We start from the raw sequence: 19,176 nt of genomic DNA on the forward strand, positions 1-19,176 counted from the left end.
ACTTTGTCGAGAGCCGCGACCTGAAGATTTACTGGTCTGTTCGCAAAGACATTGGTAGCCCTCGCTCCTGTTGGCTTTTTTGGCGCAATAGATGGAAGTCGCGCTATTAATACGTGTTCAAAAAACAAGATTTAATATGACTATTTTAGCTTAGGCAAGAGTTTCTTTCTTTGCTAAGTCCGCTTGAATCAATACCTTATTATCAAGTTATTTTTGGACAAGTGATTATGTATGAAAACGCTCTTGTTGCTTTGCTTGCTGAGTTTCCTGTCTTTTGAAGCAAGGACGCAAGACTCAGTGGGCAGGCGCTGGCAAGCCGCGGTGGAGGCGCATCCGCAGCGTGATACAGGCCGAGTAAACCGCCTCAACACGCTGGCATTCGTACAGCGCGCAAATGCCCCCCAGCAAACCAAAACCGCTTATGAAGAAGCCCTAAACCTGTCGCGGGAGATAGGCTACACGTTTGGCGAAGCCCGCGCTTTGCTGGGTTTAGGCTTTTATTACCGCTTCCGCAATCAGTACGAGCTTTCCTTGGACTACACTCATAAGGCTCGAAAGCTGTTTGTCCGGCTCAATGACCACCTGCATGAGATTTCGTGTTTGTACAACCTCTCGTACACCGCTTCCGGGCAGGGCAACTATGCGCAGGCCATGGCTTATAGCTTTCAGGGCCTGAAGCTGGCAGATGCAATACCCAGCCAGAAGTGGCTGACACTTCTCAACAGCCAGCTTGGCAATACGAGCATCGCGCTGGGCGAATACCAAAAGGCCCGGCAGTACTTTGTGCGGGGCCTCAAGTTGGCGCGGGGCGTAGGCGACCAGGACGGCATTGCCCATTGCGTATCGGGGCTAGGCGAGCTGTGCCGCATTCAGGGCCAGTGGGCGCAGGCGCGGAGCTATTTTGAGCAGGGCGCCGTGCTGGCGAAAGAATTGAATAATCAAGGCGGCATTACCATGAGTCTATATAGCATTGCCGATATGGATGAGCGTCTGGGCAACTACCGGGCAGCTTTTTCTGCGGCTTTTCGGGCCCTGCAACGCATGAAGCAACTGGATGACGTAGGCAGAATGCCCCTGGTGCAGCTCATTCTGGCCCGCGCTTACCTCGATACGGAGCAGCCCGATAGTGCTTGGGTGTACGGGCGCGAGGCGCTGCTGGCGGGCCAGCGCACCGGCAACAAAAGCACGATTCGCGACGCCAGTGATGTGCTGGCCCAAGCTAGCTCAGCCCGTGGCCGCTTCGACGAAGCGTATCGCTACCTCGCCATGTTCATAGCCTACCGTGACAGCCTCGACAATCAGGAAGTGACCCGCCGCACGGCCGCGCTCCAGTACCAGTATGCGTTGGAAAAGAAGCAGTCGCAGATTCAACTCCTGACGCACAACCAACAGCTGATTCGCCAGCAAAATAGTCAGCAGCGTCTGCTCCTGCTGGGCTCGTTGGCGGCCCTGGTAATAGTAGCCGGACTGAGCGTTCTGCTCTGGCTCAACAATCAGCAAAAACAGCGGTCCAATGCCCAACTTCAGCGCCAACAGGAAGAACTGAAAGCCACCCAGGCGCAACTGGTGCAAGCGGAAAAGCTGGCGGCACTAGGCGAGCTGACCGCCGGCATCGCCCACGAAATTCAGAACCCACTAAACTTCGTCACCAATTTCGCCGACGTGTCGGCCGACATCAGCCAGGAGTTGCAGACCGAAGCCCGCGCGGGAAACTTTCAGGAGGTGGAAGAGCTGGCTGCCGAGCTGGAACAGAATCTGAGCAAAATCACCCAACACGGGCAGCGGGCCTCCGCTATTATCAAAGGCATGCTGGAACATGCGCGGCCGAGTACCAGTGAGCGCAAACCCACCGACCTGAACGCCCTGGCCACAGAGTACCTGAATCTGGCCTATGAAAGCTTGCGCGCCAAAGCTCCCGCATTTGAAGTAGAGCTAATTACCGACTTTGAGGCTGGCCTGGAGCCCGTGGCACTGGTTCCCCCCGACATCGGGCGGGTGCTCCTGAACCTGTATACCAACGCTTTTTATGCCGTGCAGCAGAAAGCCGCGGTTACTGATCCGGACTACCAGCCGCAGGTGCAGGTGAGCACCCGCCAAAGCAATGGGCAAGTAGAGCTGCGAGTGCGCGACAACGGTATGGGCATGCCCGCGGACGTGGCAAAGAAGGTATTCCAACCATTTTTCACGACAAAGCCCCCCGGCGAAGGCACAGGACTGGGCCTCTCCCTCAGCTACGATATCGTTACCAAAGGGCATGGCGGCACCCTCACCTTTGAATCGCGGGAAGGAGAAGGCACCGATATTCTGATCACCTTGCCTCTCAACCAGGCAAAGACGCGTGCCGTGGCAAAAAAAGGTGCCGGTATTGTATAGATTTTGTGTTGCTGAACTTCAGCTACCTTTTCTATCCATAGCCGAGCTTGCTGGCATTTGATTTGCCGCTGGGGGGCAAAATAGTGCAGCCCCAACGCGTAGTATAGCTAGGTTTGTCCGCCAGTAATTTTATTCCTTTTATCTCGTTTGCCCTTTATGAACAAGCTCTTCTCTTTTGCTGTATCCCTGGCCCTGACCGGGGCACTCGTTAGCTGCGGCGACGACAACAACAACGATCCTCAACCCACAAACCAGACGGCCACCGAGAAGCTCATGGCCAAGACCTGGATGGTAACTGCCGTCACGGAAAAGGAAGGCACCAAGGCGGCCGTAGACATCTTTACCAGCGAGGATGCCTGCTTTAAAGACAACTTGTATAAGTTTCAGGCCAGCAATGCATTTGTTGTGGATGAGGGCAAAACCAAGTGCTTCAGCGCCAGCCCTCAAACCCTGACGGGCCAATGGAGCCTGTCCAACAACGACCAGACGCTTTCGGGCGCCGTCAGCTTCACCGCCGCTCCGGGCTTTGTCTATGATGTTGAGCTGACCGGCACGATTGAGGAACTGAACCAAACCCGGCTTATCCTCGTGGACACGGAAACGGTAAGTGGCGTAACCACCGTCACCCGCACCACCTTCACGGCCCAGTAAGCCCCTATCCTACCCATACCAGAAAGCCGCTTCTTCCCCGAAGCGGCTTTTTTGTGGCCGATCACCAGCGTATCATAACCGGACAACGGGTGTATCGAAATCGAACAGATCAGGATTATAACAACGCTGCGTCTTTGCAATAGCGCTGATAATAAGAACGTTATATTGATGGCATCATCTTTCTGAACATATAGTATACAGGCGAATATTTGAGCGCTTCAGCTGCCTGTATGTTTCCTGAAACCAACAAAGCGGCCATGCACCTTACCCCATGTTTCACTCGCAGTACTACCCGTAGCAAGCCGTAGACAAATAAAATCGAGGTTTTCTGTAACGTTTGCCACTTTGGTCGGTATCCCCGGCAGACGCACATACTCCGCCCCTATCCGAATGCAAAGAGCAGCAGATAATTACACCTTCGGCTAACAAGCGGCTGGTCGGCTGGTGGGGGGCAAATCAAGAAGCTGAACAGATAGTACGAATTTATTCGTATCGTGGATGCAGCCTCTTTCCAGACTACTGGTCTTTCACTTACTAACTAACCACGACAGCACATATTTACTCCTCACGTGGAGGAATAAAGCAGGAACACGGTCTTGGCAGGCGGTACCGAAACAAAAGGTGTCCCTGACAAGCAGAATGACGCGCCGCCCCTGATGGGGCGGGTGCTGGCACGAAAAAGCCAGCGCCCTCCGCAGGCCGGCGCGATGCCGGGTTTCCTTTCGGAATGCCTGATTTTATCCTTAAAAACTAAGCGCTGAATTGTTAACTGCTTTATCCTATGAAAGCCAATGTAACCCAATCCCAGCCCTCGCCAGAAGGGGGCAGGCCCGGTGAGGAGTTGCCAGGGCCGCGCCCCCCATTAAAGCGTCTGCTGGTCAAGGAGCAGCATAAACTGTTTTTTATTAAGGTCGATGATATTCTCTACTTCGATGCCGACGGCAGCTACATCACCCTGCACACGCTGCAGCGCTCCTACGTGCTGTACGAGAGCCTGACCCAGCTGGCCCAGCGCCTCGATCCGACGGACTTTGCGCGCATCCACCGCTCCTATCTGATCAATCTGAATTATGTGGAAGAGCTCGAGGGGTATTTCAACGGAGAGTACCTGGTGAAGCTCACCGGCGGCCACACGCTGAAATGGACCCGTTTTTACCGCGATAACGTGAAGGCGTTCATCACCAGAAACAAGTAGTTACAGCCCTTGCAAGACACGGAAAATATTGACTAAAAAGCCCCCCAGTGCTTGGCAGCAGGCTTTGTTTAAGCCACCGCGCAGGTTGGGCCTATATTAATAATCAAACAAACACACCTCCAAGAATCGATAGCTGCCCCAGGGCAGTAGCAGAAAAGGACACAGCGAGGCAGGGAGCTGCAACTCCCCGGCAGGCGTAGAAAAATGGTGAGTGAATTTCCACACCTGCCCCAGCAAAAGCTGGACGCCTCGCTGTGTCCTTTTTTGCTTTTTTGACGCCTTTCAATAGCCGTCAAAATATCTACAAAAACGGCCTACCCGTTGCGTATAGGCCGTTTTTTTTGTGTGGCAGAAAGCTGCTCGCTAGTGCTACTTTGGCTCTTCTTTCTGGCGTCAAAACGGGCAGCTTACGGGCTGAATCGGGCACCTCAAAGAATAATCATTGAAGCAGGCGTCTGAAAGTGAGTGTATAGGGGCGGATTTCGGGCAAAAGGCACCACGGGGGTGTCGGCGGCACCGAGCCACCTGCCTCTATGGCTACTATCTCGCCTTGGCTGCGCTTGCTCGAAGCGCCGATAGCCACCCTCCAGCAATTCCTTTCCTTTTGCATTAGCCTGGGGGCTTGCCGTAGTATCTGTGGGTTACTTGGGGGGCTTTTTTTACTGGCTGCCTGGCCGGCGTTTGCCACTGCGGCGCCACCGGATGCAGAGGTTTTTATCGATTCGCCGTTTCGCTTCAAAAAGGCCAGCCAGCAGCAGGTTTCCATGGAGTATAAAGCCCACGGCAACCTGCTCATCATTCCGGTTTTTCTTAATGGCAAAGGGCCGTATAATTTTCTGCTCGATACCGGCATTGCCACCTCCCTCATTACCAACCCCAAGCTTGGCCGACAGCTGGGCGTACAGACAACCAAAGCCTACAACTTATCCGGAGTAGGAAAGAAAGCGCCGGTTCTGGCCCACAGAACGAACTCCGTGCGGGTTGAGTTTGCGGGCATTGAAGCGCCGTCCATCAACTTTATCATCGTCACCAAACAGGTCGTAGCGTTCGAAGCGCTGTTAGGCATACAAATTCATGGCATTTTGGGCTATGATCTGTTTCGCAGCTTCATTGTTTCCATTCACCCCACGTTGGGTCAAATCACCTTTACTGAGCCCACCGCTCCACGCCCCACAACGGACGACAGCTGGAGCAGCCTGCCCATCGAGCTGGATGACTCCCGACCCTACATTACCACCAATATTTCCCTAACGGGCTCACAGGCAATACCCTTACGCTTGATGCTGGATACGGGCGCCAACCACGCCCTCTCGCTGGAAACCGCTTCCGATCCGCGGCTGTCTTTGCCCCCCGAGCGCCAGCGTGCCGACCTGGGCTATGGCTTCAGCGGTCTGATTCAGGGCTATCTGGGCCCCATAGCGCTGTTGCAGCTGGGCGCCTATCAACTCCGCTCCCTGCTGACGGCCTTCCCCGACCCCCACAATCTGGTTGACCGCGTGACGGTGCCCCGCAGTGGAACGCTCGGCTTCGATGTGCTGCGCCGCTTCGATCTGATCATCGACTACCCGCACAATCGGCTGCTGCTGCGGCCTAACAGTGACCACCGGGAGCAGTTCGAGCAGGCGTCCTTGTAGCGCTTCCAGCCGCTTAAGCCGGGGGCCGTTGGATAGAATCAGCGGGGGGCTTTTTCACCCTTTTGTTTTCTCAAAAACTCCACGGTTTGCCTCACCAGCTCTTCGGGCGATGCCTCAATACTGAGGTGCAGCCCATAAGTCGGCGACTCATAGTCAGCCAGTTGCGAATTGAGCATCTGCTCCTTCATATAGTGGCCCGAGCGGGTCCGCATCCGGGACACCAGCAGCTCCTTACTCCCCTCCAGCACCACCCAGAAAACAGCGTGCGCGGCGGCTGCCTGCAATACGGCCCGGTATTTCTCTTTCAGCGCCGAGCAGGCCAGCACCGCGCCGCCCGCCTTTTCCCACTTCGTGATGCCCGCGGCCAGGGCCGCGAGCCAGCCGTGCCGGTCTTCATCGGTCAGCGGGGTGCCCTGGCGCATTTTCTCCACGTTGGCCGCCGAGTGAAAGTCGTCGGCGTCATAAAAGGGCAAGCTCAGAGCCTGGGCCAGCTCGCGGCCAACGGTGGTTTTGCCACTGCCCGACACGCCCATTACAATACAAATCATACTGGAAAGGAGTAAGGAAAATGCACTCGTGGAGGTTTCGGCCTCGCAGCGTTAGCGATGCTGCAAGGCCGAAGCCTCCACTATTATTTATGAGTGCGCCGACAGCCTGAGGTAAAAGGCTTTGCCACAAATTAAAGGATATGCGGCTATACCACCGCAGCCCTCAGGTGCATAAAGCAGCATTTTGCCATGCCTTCAAAGCGCGAAACTGATTAAATTAGTCCGGTCTGCTTTCCTGGCTTTCCACTGGAAAACAGGTTCCTATCTGGTTGAGCTAACCGATTCCAGCGTATTCCAGTAAAAAGGTGGAATTTAGCAGCGCCAACACTGTTTTGCTTTCCTCACACCGGAGAGCAGCGTGCCGGAGCCGACGCTTTTTCAGGTGCCATACGTGCATGTACTTCGCTACCGCTTTTGAAACCATATTCGCCGTTGCCAGGCCCGCTGGGGGGCTTTTTTAAGGAGAAAAGCCGCGTTGTCTGGCTGGCAGTTCTGCTCATCGGGCTGCTGGACAGCTGTACGCCCACGCGCCTGCTGCCGCCCGGCCGTAATCTGCTGCGCGCCAATAAGCTCACGGGCGTAGAGCAGGCCGACGCGCTTAGCCTGCAAGCCCTGTATCAGCAAGAGCCCAACTCCCGCTTTCCGTTGCCAAAGCTGGCCATCTACCAGCTGGGCAGCACGTTCTACGACCGCGCCAAGGTGCAGAAGCGCCTCGAAGATGAGCGCCTCGAATACCGCAAGCGCATTCAGGCCGCCCGCCCCGACTCGGTGAAGGTGGGCAAGCTGCTCGTAAAGCGCGACCAGCACCTGCGCCGCCACCAGCTGGCCCTCGACAAAGGCAACGCCATCATGCGTCTAGGCGAAGCACCCGTAGTTTACGACTCCGCCCTGACTCGGCAGACGGTGGAGCAGCTCAGCATTTATCTGAAGTCGCAGGGCTTTTTTCGCAGCCGCGTCACGGCCACCGATACCGTCCGCAAGCGCATGGTGACCGTGACGTATCACATCACCGAGAACGCGCCCTTCACGTATGCCAAGCTCGAATATGTTATCCCCGATTCGGGGGTGGCGCGCGTGGTGCGAGCCAACCAGAAAGCGTCGCTGCTACAGCTGGGCCAACGCTACAATGAAACCCTGATTGGGCAGGAACGCGCTCGTCTGGAAATCCTGCTCAAAAACGAGGGCTATTACGATTTTCGTCAACAATACATTACCCTTGAGGCCGACACGAGCTTTGCCCCCAACACAGTGCAGCTTCGCACACTCATCGCCAATCCGGCGCCGGGCCTTGAGCACCATGTGTACTCTGTTCGTCACGTAAATTTTCTGACCGACGCCGGAGCCATACGTTTTGGAGTGAAGCGCGACACTATCCTGCGCGACTCCGTGTACTATCTGGCTTTTCGCCACCGCTTCAGTACTCGTGTGCTCGACCGTAAACTGACAGTGCGCCCCGAGCAGCGCTATAGTCTGGCTAATACCCAGCTTACCCAGCGCCAACTGGCTGACCTCGATGTATTTCGCTTCAACAATATCAACTACGTCAAGGTAGAGCCCGCTCTTGGTACTGATACCACTTACCAGCTCGACGCAGTAGTAAATGCTTCGCCGCACAAACGCTTTCAGGAATTGACAGAGTTTGGTGCTACCTACGTGGCCGAGCAAGTGGGTCCTTTCGTCAACGCCCGCCTGAAAGTTCGGAATGTGTTCGGTGGGGCCGAGGTGCTGGAGTTTGGTGTGCGGGCTGGTTTTGAAGGGCAATACAATCGCGTAACAGGCAGCGATATCCCCGAAACCGTGCTTACCACGCAACTGGGGGGCAATATTAACCTAGTTATCCCGCAGTTTATTCTGCCCTGGCGCTCGGGACGCATTCTGTCGCGCTACAACCCTCGCACCCGCCTCAATCTTACCTACACCTATGTGCAGCGCCCCGAGTATACGCGTACCAACCTGGAGGGCACTTTCGACTACATCTGGCAGCGTTCTTTATATCATCAATGGGTGCTCACCCCCATCGACGTAAGCATTATTAATGCGTCCGCTGTTTCCGACTCATTTCAAGTGCGCCTCAACCGATTAGCCGAACAAGGTTCACCACTGTTTCGCAGCTTCACGCAACTGTACGTGCCTAGTATTAATGCCACGTCGCTCTTCAACTCCAACGATTTCAACCAGACGCGTGACGCTACTTTTCTGCGCCTGTTTGTGGAGGTTGGCGGCCTCACGCGGGCGCTCTACCAGAATCGTATCAACCTGAACGTGTACGACTTCGCCAAGTTCACGGCCGACTACCGCCGCTACCATAAGCTGGGCCCCAAAACTTTCTTCGTATACCGTTTCAACGGCGGCATTGCCCGCGCGCTCACCCGCACCGATGTAGAGGACGCCGACGGCAACGTTACGGGCAGCCAGCTGATTATTCCCTACGACAAGTATTTGTTTGCCGGGGGCAGTTCCAGCGTCCGGGCCTGGAAGCCGCGCCGCCTGGGCCCCGGTGCCTACACCACCACCCGCCTTGATGATGGCACAATAGTTCGCGACTACAACCTGGAGCAACCCGGCGAGCTGCTGCTGGAGGCCAACGTGGAGTACCGTTTCCCAGTGTATAGCTTCATCAACGGAGCCGTTTTCACGGATGCCGGCAACGTCTGGACCTTGCAAAGCGATCCGCGCTCTAACGCTCAATTTAAGACTGATCAGTTTTGGAAGCAGTTTGCCGTGGGCTCCGGCGTGGGCATCCGGCTCGACTTTTCCTTCCTGATTCTGCGCCTCGACGTAGCCACCAAGGTATACGACCCCACAGCGCCAGACGGGGAGAAATGGGCCATCCGCAATTTCAAATTCCTGGGCAAAAGTGAGGACCAAACCGCTTTCAACCTCGGCATTGGTTATCCCTTCTAGGATTTAACCAAGTTGAATTTATTAAAGCTTTTATTATTTAAGTCATAAAAGTGCGCAACAAATGCGTTGAAATCATTTAGGCTTTTACCAATATAAAGTGCGTAAAATGCTTATATAGGCGCTTTATGGCTATAATTTTGCTATTCAGAAGCTCACACAACTAGCTGTGAGAGGCAGATATATTTCTACTTTAGGAGCACTCTGATTTAGCTTCTCTTCTTCCTGTTAATTGTGTTTCTCCTGCCTGGGTCTGGGCGTGGGGCAGCGCAGGCTTCCTCATCCGGGCCGCGCTGGGTAGGCTCTGGTCTGCTTCTCCTATCGCCTAGTTCTATTGTATGAAAATACTTTTACGCGCTATAGTATCAGTTTTGGCACTGGCTCCTTACCTGCTATTGGCGGAAGGCTCCCGTCAGCTTACTCCAAACCGGGCCGTTAACCCTGCCACCAACCTGCCCTACTCGCTCACCGATCCGCGAAACGATCGGGCTGGCTTTTTAACCCACGATGTCAACGCCGCTACTGGGGGGCTAAATTTGTCTTTGGGCTTCCTGAAGCCGCTTGCCTGGGGCACCAGTGATGTTCCTTTCCTCGAAGATTACCGCCTGCACATTCGGCTGAAGGCGGGTGAAACGCTCAACTACGGAGTACATCGCGTAGCGCGGATTGGCGGCGGCACGCACGCCAACCTGTTGCTTACTCTCCGCTACGGAGCCGGCGCGGGCACTATCGTCAGCCAAAACAAGCTGCTGCGTGACCCGGCCACCCTAAGCCAGGCGGGCTTGCTGACCAATCAGGCGGGCGTAATTGCCAACACCGCTCAGCACGAGATAGGGCCATCAGCCGCGGCCGGCGACGGCGGCTACGAGCCCCTGACGTACACGAATACCACCGGTGCCACCCACGATTTCTACGTGGAGTTCACCCAGGAAGGTGAGTTTACCAACAAAGGCACTCAGCCGGGATTCAATGACTTAGGTGCCCGCAACCCCAACTTTATGAGCGCCGTGCGCTCGGAGTACGACTTCTGGGACTTTACCGTGCGTGACGCCGCCGGGCAGGAAAAGCCAGGGCGTTTGTTCAGCAAGCTATGGTCGTTTACTACCACTACGTCGGGCGGCACGGGCTATGAGAACCGGCTGTCGGCCAACTTCGCCCTTTTCCCTTTGATAGAGAGCCCCCAGCACCGGGGCCAGTACTACGTGAAGCAGATTGAGCTGGCCGGGATTCGGCCACTCGTGTTTTACTTTGTTTCGAACGCCAATGGCTCCCGATCCAGCGCGGCTACCGGCACTACATTCGCGGAGCGGCGCCGCAGCCAGGCAGGCAATACAGGCTATCCTGAGTACCCGAACTTCGTCAACAATCCTGATAAAGAGTTGTGGCCCAGCGCACCTGCGCCGCGCTTTGTCACCTCTCAGCGCGGTTTCTGCGAAGGCGGCCTTGGCAAGGTAGCCTTTACCACCGTTTCCGACGAAACGGGCACTGTGGCTATTCTGATTGACCTAAATAGCAACGGCGTACAGGATGGCGACGACGTGCTGTTGGAGCAAGCGGTGGTGCCCGGAGCCAACACACTGGTATGGAATGGACTTGACCGGGCGGGCAAGCTAGTAGCCGCCGGCTTGCCCATTAAGCTTTCCTTCACGAGCCAGGGAGCGCCCGTAAACTTCCCTGTGTATGATGTGGAGGGCAATTCGAGTGGGCTGCGGGTGCAGAATATCCGCCCATCGGTGGGGGGCAATACGTACTACGACCGCCTTTATTGGGACGACTCGCGGCTTACGGCGGCCAAACCGCAGTTTTTCCCCGAAACCCGCCCCGCTCCTGACATGGCCAGCGTGCGCACTGATGGTGTTATTTCCAGCACAGCCGCCTATCAGGGAGTGCACCGCTGGGGCGACGACAGCAACGAAGCCGGCAACGACTACACGATAAACACTTGGACCTACGGCTTTATTTCGGCCCCCAGCGAATCGATTTATACCTATGCCTACAGCTGCGATTTTGACCAGGATGGCGTAGATGATCTGGCCGATATTGACGACGACAACGACGGCCTCACGGACTTAGCGGAAAGCTTTGGCATCGACCCCGATGTGCTGGTGAATGGCACGCCGCGCTATCTGGCTGGCTCCTTCATGGTGCCCGGCGTGGGGGGCTTTCGCGATGTGAATGGTGATGGCATAAACGACCTCTTTGACCTGGACCTGGACGGCACCCCCAACCATCAGGATGCGGACTCGGATGGCGACGGCATCACAGATGCGTTGGAGGCTAATAACTACGCCCAGCCCGCTCAGTATCAGCCGGGCGCTGGCCGCATTGGCGGAGCCGTTGATGTGCATGGAATGCCAGTAGCTGCCCAGCTCAGCGCAGGTAGCCGCCAGACGATTTTTGCCAATGCCGACGCTGACAACGATGGCGTACGCAACATGCTCGATCTGGACTCCGACAACGATGGGATTCTGGATAACCGCGAAGCCCAAACCACAGCCGCTTACCGCGCGCCTTCGGGTCTGGACTTCGACCACGACGGCCTGGACAACGCCTATGATTCAGCCCCCGGCATTGATGCGGCTACAGGAAAAGCAGCCGTAGCTGGCACCGAAATAAGCGCCGCTACCCTTGCAGACAGCGACCTTGACAACGTAGCCGACCTGCTCGACTTGAACGCTGACAATGATGCGTTGGCTGATTGGGAGGAAGGCTTTGATGACAACCATAACAACAGCAGCCTTGACGATTTGCTAGCTCGGGGGGCAAAATTCGCCGCTGCTAACCCAAGCAAAGCAGCCTATTATGCGGCCGTTGGCAATGCTCCGGCATGGCTGGAAGATGCGGACGGCGATGAGATTCCCAACTTCCTCGATCCGGGCAACGCGCATTACCACGACGACAACGCCAATGGCCTAGTTGATATTTTTGACGCTGCCTATGGTGGAACGCCCTCTAAAGCTCCCCGCCGCGACCCAGCCCAGGCGGATGCCGATTTCCGCTTTGTGCCTCAGCCAGTGAAGATTGCAGCGCCCGAGAAAGGCCCAGCGCCGGCAGCACCAGCACCTCTGCCCGTGGTACTTATCGACTTTCAGGCCCATGCTGCCGGGCGCGATGCACTTCTTTCCTGGGCCACGGCTCAGGAGCAAACCAATGCACGCTTTGACGTTGAGCGCTCCCTCGACGGGCAGGAATTTACAGTGATCGGGCAGCGGCTGGGCAGCGGCACTACCACCCAGCGCCAGGCCTATGATTTCCGCGACAAAAACGTGGGAGCCACGCCCGGCACGGTATATTATCGTCTGCGCCAGGTAGATACGGATGATAAAGTAACGCTGAGCGAGGTGAAGCCCGTTACCTTCATCACCCAGCCCGCCGCGCTGCTTACCCTTTACCCCAATCCTGCCAATGAGTACACTACCATTGATCTGTCGGGATTGCCACAGGTAAGCTATACCATCGAGATTCATGGGGCCGACGGACGAATGCTCGCTCGCTTCGAGGCGGCCGGTGGCGCTCCTTTCCGCTTAACTACAGCAACTTATCCGGTGGGCACTTATATGATTCGGGTTGCGAACCGCAATTTCCATCAACTACTGAAGCTGGTTAAGAATTAGCCGTTGGCAAACAAAAAAAAGCCCCCCAGAACTCGTCTGGGGGGCTTTTTTAAGCTAACTCTTCATATAAAGGGCACCCTTAATACTCCAATAGCTCCTGCAAGGCCACGGCTACCTTAGCGGAACTAGGCAACATCTGCCGCTCCAGATCCACATTCAACGCAATAGCGGGCAAATTAGCAGCGCCTAGCGTAAAGACGGGCGCATCGAGCTGCTGAAAGCAGGTGCGCTGAATACGACCCGCCAACGACTCGGCAAAAGAGTTCATGAGCGGCTCTTCGGTGAGCACCAGCACTTTACTGTGGCGTACGACGGCGGCCTGTACGGCTTCAAAATCCAACGGGTTCAGGGTACGCAGGTCCAGCACTTCCACCTGTCCGGGGAACTGCCGGCTAGCCGTTTTGGCCCAATGCACGCCCATGCCGTAGGTAACCACCACGCAGGTATTGCCGCGGCGAAGCTGCTCAGCGTCGGCGGCTTGGGCAATGGCGGCTTTGCCTAAAGGCAGCACGTAGCCCGCGGCCGGCTCGATGGTTTTGGCGTCTTCGGTGCCGGGTACTTTGCTCCAATACAGACCTTTATGCTCCAGCAGCACCACCGGATTGGGGTCGAGAAAAGCGGCGCGCAGTAAGCCTTTCATATCGGCCGCGTTGCTCGGGTATACCACTTTAATGCCCCGAATAGTAAGCAACGTGCTCTCAATAGAGCCCGAATGGTAAGGTCCGCCCCCGCCGTAAGCGCCAATGGGCACCCGAATAAGCGCCTGCACCGGAAACTGCCCATTCGACAGGTAACACGACTTCGACAGCTCTTCCACCAGCTGATTGAGGGCCGGCCAGATATAGTCGGCAAACTGAATCTCGACAATAGCCTTCGCCCCCACGGCGCTCATGCCGGCCGTGCTGCCCACGATGTAAGCCTCCTGAATCGGGGTATTGAACACGCGCGCATCGCCGTATTTCTTGGCCAGCAGCGCGGCTTCGCGAAAAACGCCCCCCAGCTCGCCGCCTACGTCCTGCCCGTAGAAAAGCGCCTCGGGAAACTCACGCAGAATATCATCCACGGCGTGCAGGGCGGCATCTACCATCAGCACTTTGTCGGCGCCGGCGGGTGTGCGTTCGCCGGCTTCCTCGGTCACGGCCTGGGGGGCAAATTCGTGGTCGGCGAAGGTGGCGGGGTCGGGCGAGGGCGCGAGGAGAGCACGCTCATAATCGGCGCGCACAAGGGCGGCGGCTTCGGTGGCCGCCTGCTCCAGCTCTCGTTTGGTGAAGCTGCGCAGAAGCAGCTGCTGATGCAGGCGGGGCAATGGATCCTGGGGGGTGTGCTGGGCCAGGTTGTCGCCACGGTACCACTCGCGGCGCACGCCGCTGGTGTGGTGGCCCAGCAGCGGGCATTTGGCGTGTACCAACACCGGGCCTCGGGTGTGGCGAACGTAAGCAAACGCCTCACTCATAACCGAATACGATGCCGAAAAATCAGCGCCATCCACGCGCAGGCGGTGCAGTCCTTTAAAGCCGGCCGCAAACTCGTATGCATCCATAGCGCGCATCTCCCGCCCGGTAGCCGAAATGCCCCAGTCGTTGTCCTGCACCAGATAAATAATGGGCAACTGATGCAAAACGGCCATTTGCAGCGCCTCCGACACTTCCCCCTCCGTCATGGCGCCGTCACCAATGGAGCACAAAACCAGAGGTTTTGAATTAGTAGCTGAGGCTGGCACTGTTGAAGCCGAGTCGCCATCCTGCGAATTTTTACTTCTTAATTCTTCATTACGAATTACCAATTGACCCTCCAAATACTTGATTCCGTGCGCCATACCTGTAGCCGGGATGGCCTGCATGCCGGTGGCGGAGCTTTGGTGAGGAATGGTAGGGAAGCCAGCCCGGCGCAAAGACGGATGGCAATAATACGTGCGTCCGCCGCTGAACGGGTCGTCGCGCTTGGCCATCAGCTGAAGCATGAGCTCGTAGGGCGTGATGCCCATGCCGAGCATCATGGCATCGTCGCGGTAGTAAGGCGCGGCGTAGTCGGTAGGCAGCAGGTGGAAAGCGGCGGCCAGCTGAATGGCCTCGTGGCCCCGGGCCGTGGCGTGCACGTACTTGGCCGTTACGGCTTTGTTTTCTTCGTAAAGACGCGCCATTTCGTCGGCCGTGCGCATGAGGCGGTAGGCGCGCAGCAGCGTTTCGCGGGTAGGATTGGTGGCGGCTATAGCGGGTGCGTGGGGGGCAAATTCGGTATCGGGCGAGTGGGCGGTCGAGTTCAGCATGAACGGCGGGAAAGTGGGAAGGCGAAATTACGGCATCGGGGGCAGAGTTGGTGAGGCGGCAGGTTTTCTGCGTAATTTTGATCCTCCTAACCTTAGTCAGACTGTCATGCAGAGCGGAGCGAAGCATCTCGCGTGCTGATGCTGGAGTAGTAATCAGATGACCGCGGGCGAGATGCTTCGCTCTGCTCTGCATGACCACCTATTTGGCCAGCTTATCCGATATGAGTTCTATGCTAAACAGCCAAAATATGGAAGAAACTACGGCTGCCGCTGCGCCGGCCGGCACGCTACGCACTGCGGTTGAGGACTGGATGCGGGCGTTTCAAACGCGTCTGTGCGCCCAACTGGAAGCGGCCGACGGTGGCGCTACTTTTCGCACCGACTCCTGGGAGCGGCCCGGCGGGGGCGGCGGTGTTTCAAGGGTGCTGGAGAATGGGGCCATTCTAGAAAAGGGCGGCGTGGGCTTCTCAGCCGTGCACGGCGAGATGAGCGCCCAGGCGGCCAAGGTGCTGCTCATGCCCGATCCGCGTTTTTTCGCCACGGGCGTATCCGTTGTGATGCATCCGCGCAGTCCGCGCGTGCCCATTATCCACATGAACGTGCGCTATTTTGAGGCCGGCAATGGTGAGGCGTGGTTTGGCGGCGGCATCGACCTGACCCCGATTTATGTGGATGAGGCGCAAGCCCGCTGGTTTCACCAAACCCTGAGAACTGCCTGCGACCGGCACGACGCCACGTATTACCCGCGCTTTCGCGCGACGGCCGACGACTACTTTTATTTGCCTCACCGCCAGGAAACCCGCGGTGTGGGGGGCATTTTCTTCGACCGCCTGACCGTGGGGCCGCATGGTTCGGCTGACAAGCTTTTTGCCTTTGTGCAGGAAGTAGGCGACGTTTTTGGCCCTACCTACACAGAGCTGATGCGCCAGAATGCCCCCCTGCTGTATGGCCCGCGAGAGGAAAGCTGGCAGATGCTGCGCCGGTCGCGCTACGCCGAGTTCAACCTGGCTTTCGACCGTGGCACACGATTTGGGCTGGAAACGGGCGGGCGCACCGAAAGCATTCTGATGAGCCTGCCGCCCCGCTGCGAGTGGCATTACGACCAGCAACCCGAGCCCCATTCGCCGGAGGCAGCCACCCTGGCCTGGCTGCGCAAAGGCGTATTATGGGCCGAAATGCCCCCCAAGTCCTGACTCTGCCCGCTTATTCACGCTCTCATTGATCGAACGACTTCAAGCCCTGGACCGCTGGCTGCTGATAGCCGCAAACGACAGCCACTCATCTTTGATGGACAAGTGGATGGTCTTTTTCACCGACCGCTTCGTGTGGTTTCCGGCCTACTTTGTAATGGCTCTTGTGCTGGGCTATTTATTTAAGCGCCGCGCCTTATTGCTGCTGCCCATGTTGGGGCTCAGCATATTGCTTTCAGATGGAATTTCCAGCCGCATATTCAAACCCTTTTTTGCTCGCCTTCGCCCCTGCCACGACCCCGACTTATCGGAAACGCTGAACCTAGTGCACGGCTGTGGGGGGCAATTTGGGTTTCTGTCTTCGCACGCGGCCAACGCCTTTTCGCTGGCCGTCTTTCTGATTCTGGTGCTCCCGCAGCGATTTTGGCTGATCAAGATTGTAGTGTTGCTTTGGGCCGTAATTGTCTCGTACAGCCGCATTTATCTAGGCGCGCATTATCCTTCCGATGTAGCAGCCGGCACCCTGCTGGGCTGCTTAGCCGCCTGGGGCTGTGCCGAGCTGTATAAAATTGGGGAAAGGCGGTGGTGGCACAGTGAGCCAGCCGTTTAAACAAAAAAGCCCCCAAGCCAGGAAAATACCTGCCGGGGGGCTTTTTTGGCCGACGAGTTTACTTGCCTAGTAGCTTGGCCACGTACTTCCCTACAATATCAAACTCCAGATTTACCAGGTCGCCGGGGCGCAGGTCCTGGAAGGTGGTGTGCTCGTAGGTGTAGGGAATGATGGCCACGCTGAAACCGTCGTCGGTGCTGTCGAAACAGGTGAGGCTGGTGCCGTTGATGCTGATGGAGCCCTTTTCCACCGTCACGCGGCCAGGGCCGGGCTCGTGGCGAAAGCGGTACACCCAGGAGCCATTCTGGTCGGTTACGCTTTCGCAGGTAGCTGTTAGGTCGACGTGGCCCTGCACGATGTGGCCATCGAAGCGGCCGCTGGCCGATAGGCACCGCTCTAAGTTGACGCGGCGGCCGGGCTGCCACTTCCCCAGGTTGGTTTTTTGCAGCGTTTCGTCGATGGCGGTTACGGTGTGCGTGCCAGCGGCCGCATCCACGGCCACCACCGTCAGGCAGACGCCATCGTGGGCGACACTTTGATCAATCTGTAATTCGTGGGCAAAGGGCGTGGCCACCGTAAAATGGCGGTTAGTGCCTTCGGTTTGCACATCCGTGATAGTGCCGAGCGATTCTATGATTCCTGTAAACACGTGTTGCTGCGCTGGTTATTAGAGTACAAATGTACGCCTGCTGAAACTGTGACTATCGATAAGCGCATGAAACAACATAAGGCCAGAAAAAGATTTCTGCTGAATAAAAGGCAGCATACTGAGCAGCTTCTTTATGCCGACTATTGTGGTGCTGCTTAACCTGACGAGGGGCAAGTAGGTATAGTTACACTCCACAGCCGCGCCCGCCTTCTGTCCTTACTTCTACTACAGGTTGATTTCATGAAAAAAATCGTCACCAACCTCACTTTCTGGGTGCTGACCGCCATTATAGCCGGGGCGTTGCTGGGGCACTTTGCGCCTGATACGGCCGTGAAGATGGATGTGCTGGGGAAGGCTTTTATCAACGTCGTTAAGCTCTTCATCAACCCTATAATCTTCCTCACTATCACGCTGGGCATCAGCAGCATGGGTGATTTGAAGAAGGTAGGCCGGATTGGCGGCAAGGCGCTGATTTACTTCGAGGTCGTGACTACGCTGGCCCTGCTCATTGGCATTGGCGTAGCTTACCTCATTCAGCCGGGCGCGGGCGTAGTGCCTCAGAGCGCCGATGGCGCGAGCATTAACCAGTACACGCAGAAAGCGGGCGAATTTTCCTGGCTTCAGTTTCTGGCCGACAACCTGACGCTCCAGGTTCTGCTTCTTTCCATTGTGGGGGGCATTTTTCTGAGTCGCTACGCCCGGCGCCAGCCCATCATCGACCGGCTAACGAGGGCTTCGCGCTACGTGTTTCTGGGGCTGCACTGGGTGATGCGCTTTGCGCCCATTGGGGCGTTTGGCGGCATGGCGTTCACCATTGGCAAGTACGGCGTCGAGACGCTTATTCCGCTGGGCAAGCTCATGGCGACCGTGTACATCACCATGGCCCTGTTTGTTTTTCTGGTGCTGGGGGGCATTTTGCGCTATTGCCGCCTGAAGCTGCTGTCGTTTCTGGGCTACATCAAAGAGGAGCTGCTGATTGTGCTGGGCACTTCCTCCTCGGAGGCCGGCTTACCGGGCTTGATGGAGAAGCTGGAACGCATGGGCTGCGCCAAACCGGTAGTGGGGTTGGTAGTGCCGGCGGGCTACTCGTTCAACCTCGATGGCACCACCATTTACCTGTCGCTGGCCACGCTGTTTCTGGCGCAGGTATACAACATTACGCTGACCGGGGGGCAAATTCTGACGGTAATCGGCATCCTGATGGTGACGAGTAAAGGCGCGGCCGGCGTCACGGGTTCGGGGTTTGTGGTGCTGGCCAGCACGCTCACCGCTATCAAGGTGATTCCGGTAGAAGGCCTAGCTTTGCTGCTGGGCGTCGACCGTTTTATGTCGGAGGCGCGCTCCATTACCAACTTCATCGGCAACGGGGTGGCCACCATTTTCCTGGCGCACAACGAAGGTGCCCTCGACCACGCCCAGGCCGAGCGCATGCTGAGCGGTCATACTACCGTATCGACGGTAGAGGAAGCAATTGAGCAGTACAATCCATCCCTGCCCAACCTACCAGTAGAGCCGGTTGCGCCGCAAAATGAAGTTTTGTAGAGA

The 19,176-nt window shown here is 56.8% G+C and carries 12 protein-coding genes; 9 read left to right on the top strand and 3 right to left on the bottom strand.

What is annotated here, in order from left to right:
* The first annotated feature begins 231 nt into the window (after positions 1-231).
* The 4 genes from IEW06_RS15570 to IEW06_RS15585 all read left to right on the top strand — a co-directional run bounded on the left by IEW06_RS15570 (position 232) and on the right by IEW06_RS15585 (position 5,853).
* On the top strand, positions 232-2,373 hold the full coding sequence (locus IEW06_RS15570) for a tetratricopeptide repeat-containing sensor histidine kinase (RefSeq protein ID WP_188548553.1): 2,142 nt from the start codon (positions 232-234) through the stop codon (positions 2,371-2,373).
* Positions 2,374-2,529: 156 nt separating this feature from the next.
* Complete coding sequence (locus tag IEW06_RS15575; protein ID WP_187731882.1) at positions 2,530-3,024, top strand: lipocalin family protein; 495 nt, start codon at positions 2,530-2,532, stop codon at positions 3,022-3,024.
* Positions 3,025-3,805: 781 nt separating this feature from the next.
* Positions 3,806-4,219: a LytR/AlgR family response regulator transcription factor gene (locus IEW06_RS15580; RefSeq protein WP_187309408.1), complete on the top strand. Its 414-nt coding sequence runs from the start codon at positions 3,806-3,808 to the stop codon at positions 4,217-4,219.
* 533 nt (positions 4,220-4,752) lie between these two features.
* The gene (locus tag IEW06_RS15585) at positions 4,753-5,853 is read left to right on the top strand and encodes a pepsin/retropepsin-like aspartic protease family protein (protein WP_187731881.1); all 1,101 of its coding nucleotides are present in this window, start codon (positions 4,753-4,755) and stop codon (positions 5,851-5,853) included.
* A gap of 38 nt (positions 5,854-5,891) precedes the next feature.
* Here IEW06_RS15585 and IEW06_RS15590 read toward each other — a convergent pair whose 3' ends face one another.
* Positions 5,892-6,401 carry a gluconokinase gene (locus tag IEW06_RS15590; RefSeq protein WP_187731880.1) on the bottom strand — a complete coding sequence of 170 codons (510 nt, stop codon included), beginning with the start codon at positions 6,399-6,401 and terminating at the stop codon, positions 5,892-5,894.
* A gap of 414 nt (positions 6,402-6,815) precedes the next feature.
* Between IEW06_RS15590 and tamL the strand changes: the two genes are divergently transcribed.
* Positions 6,816-9,305, top strand: a complete 2,490-nt coding sequence (tamL, locus tag IEW06_RS15595) for a translocation and assembly module lipoprotein TamL (protein ID WP_188548554.1) — start codon at positions 6,816-6,818, stop codon at positions 9,303-9,305.
* A gap of 335 nt (positions 9,306-9,640) precedes the next feature.
* The gene (locus IEW06_RS15600; RefSeq protein ID WP_188548555.1) at positions 9,641-12,916 is read left to right on the top strand and encodes a T9SS type A sorting domain-containing protein; all 3,276 of its coding nucleotides are present in this window, start codon (positions 9,641-9,643) and stop codon (positions 12,914-12,916) included.
* 79 nt (positions 12,917-12,995) lie between these two features.
* Here the strand turns inward: IEW06_RS15600 and IEW06_RS15605 are convergent, their stop codons facing one another.
* Entirely contained in the window at positions 12,996-15,182 is a 2,187-nt protein-coding gene (locus tag IEW06_RS15605) for an alpha-ketoacid dehydrogenase subunit alpha/beta (RefSeq protein ID WP_187731876.1), read from the bottom strand.
* A 248-nt stretch (positions 15,183-15,430) separates the two neighbouring features.
* On the opposite strand from IEW06_RS15605, the gene hemF reads away from it, so the two are divergent.
* Both hemF and IEW06_RS15615 read left to right on the top strand, forming a co-directional pair.
* Positions 15,431-16,375 carry an oxygen-dependent coproporphyrinogen oxidase gene (hemF, locus tag IEW06_RS15610; protein WP_229743172.1) on the top strand — a complete coding sequence of 315 codons (945 nt, stop codon included), beginning with the start codon at positions 15,431-15,433 and terminating at the stop codon, positions 16,373-16,375.
* Between the two features lie 25 nt (positions 16,376-16,400).
* Complete coding sequence (locus tag IEW06_RS15615) at positions 16,401-16,982, top strand: phosphatase PAP2 family protein (protein ID WP_187731875.1); 582 nt, start codon at positions 16,401-16,403, stop codon at positions 16,980-16,982.
* 58 nt (positions 16,983-17,040) lie between these two features.
* Here the strand turns inward: IEW06_RS15615 and IEW06_RS15620 are convergent, their stop codons facing one another.
* The gene (locus IEW06_RS15620) at positions 17,041-17,631 is read right to left on the bottom strand and encodes a riboflavin synthase (RefSeq protein WP_187731874.1); all 591 of its coding nucleotides are present in this window, start codon (positions 17,629-17,631) and stop codon (positions 17,041-17,043) included.
* A gap of 240 nt (positions 17,632-17,871) precedes the next feature.
* Here IEW06_RS15620 and IEW06_RS15625 point away from each other — a divergent pair, with 240 nt between their 5' ends.
* Positions 17,872-19,173, top strand: coding sequence for a cation:dicarboxylate symporter family transporter (locus IEW06_RS15625; protein ID WP_187731873.1), 1,302 nt, complete (start codon positions 17,872-17,874; stop codon positions 19,171-19,173).
* The last annotated feature ends 3 nt before the right edge of the window (positions 19,174-19,176 follow it).

Source organism: Hymenobacter qilianensis (genome assembly GCF_014638675.1).
Classification (GTDB): Bacteria; Bacteroidota; Bacteroidia; order Cytophagales; family Hymenobacteraceae; genus Hymenobacter; species Hymenobacter qilianensis.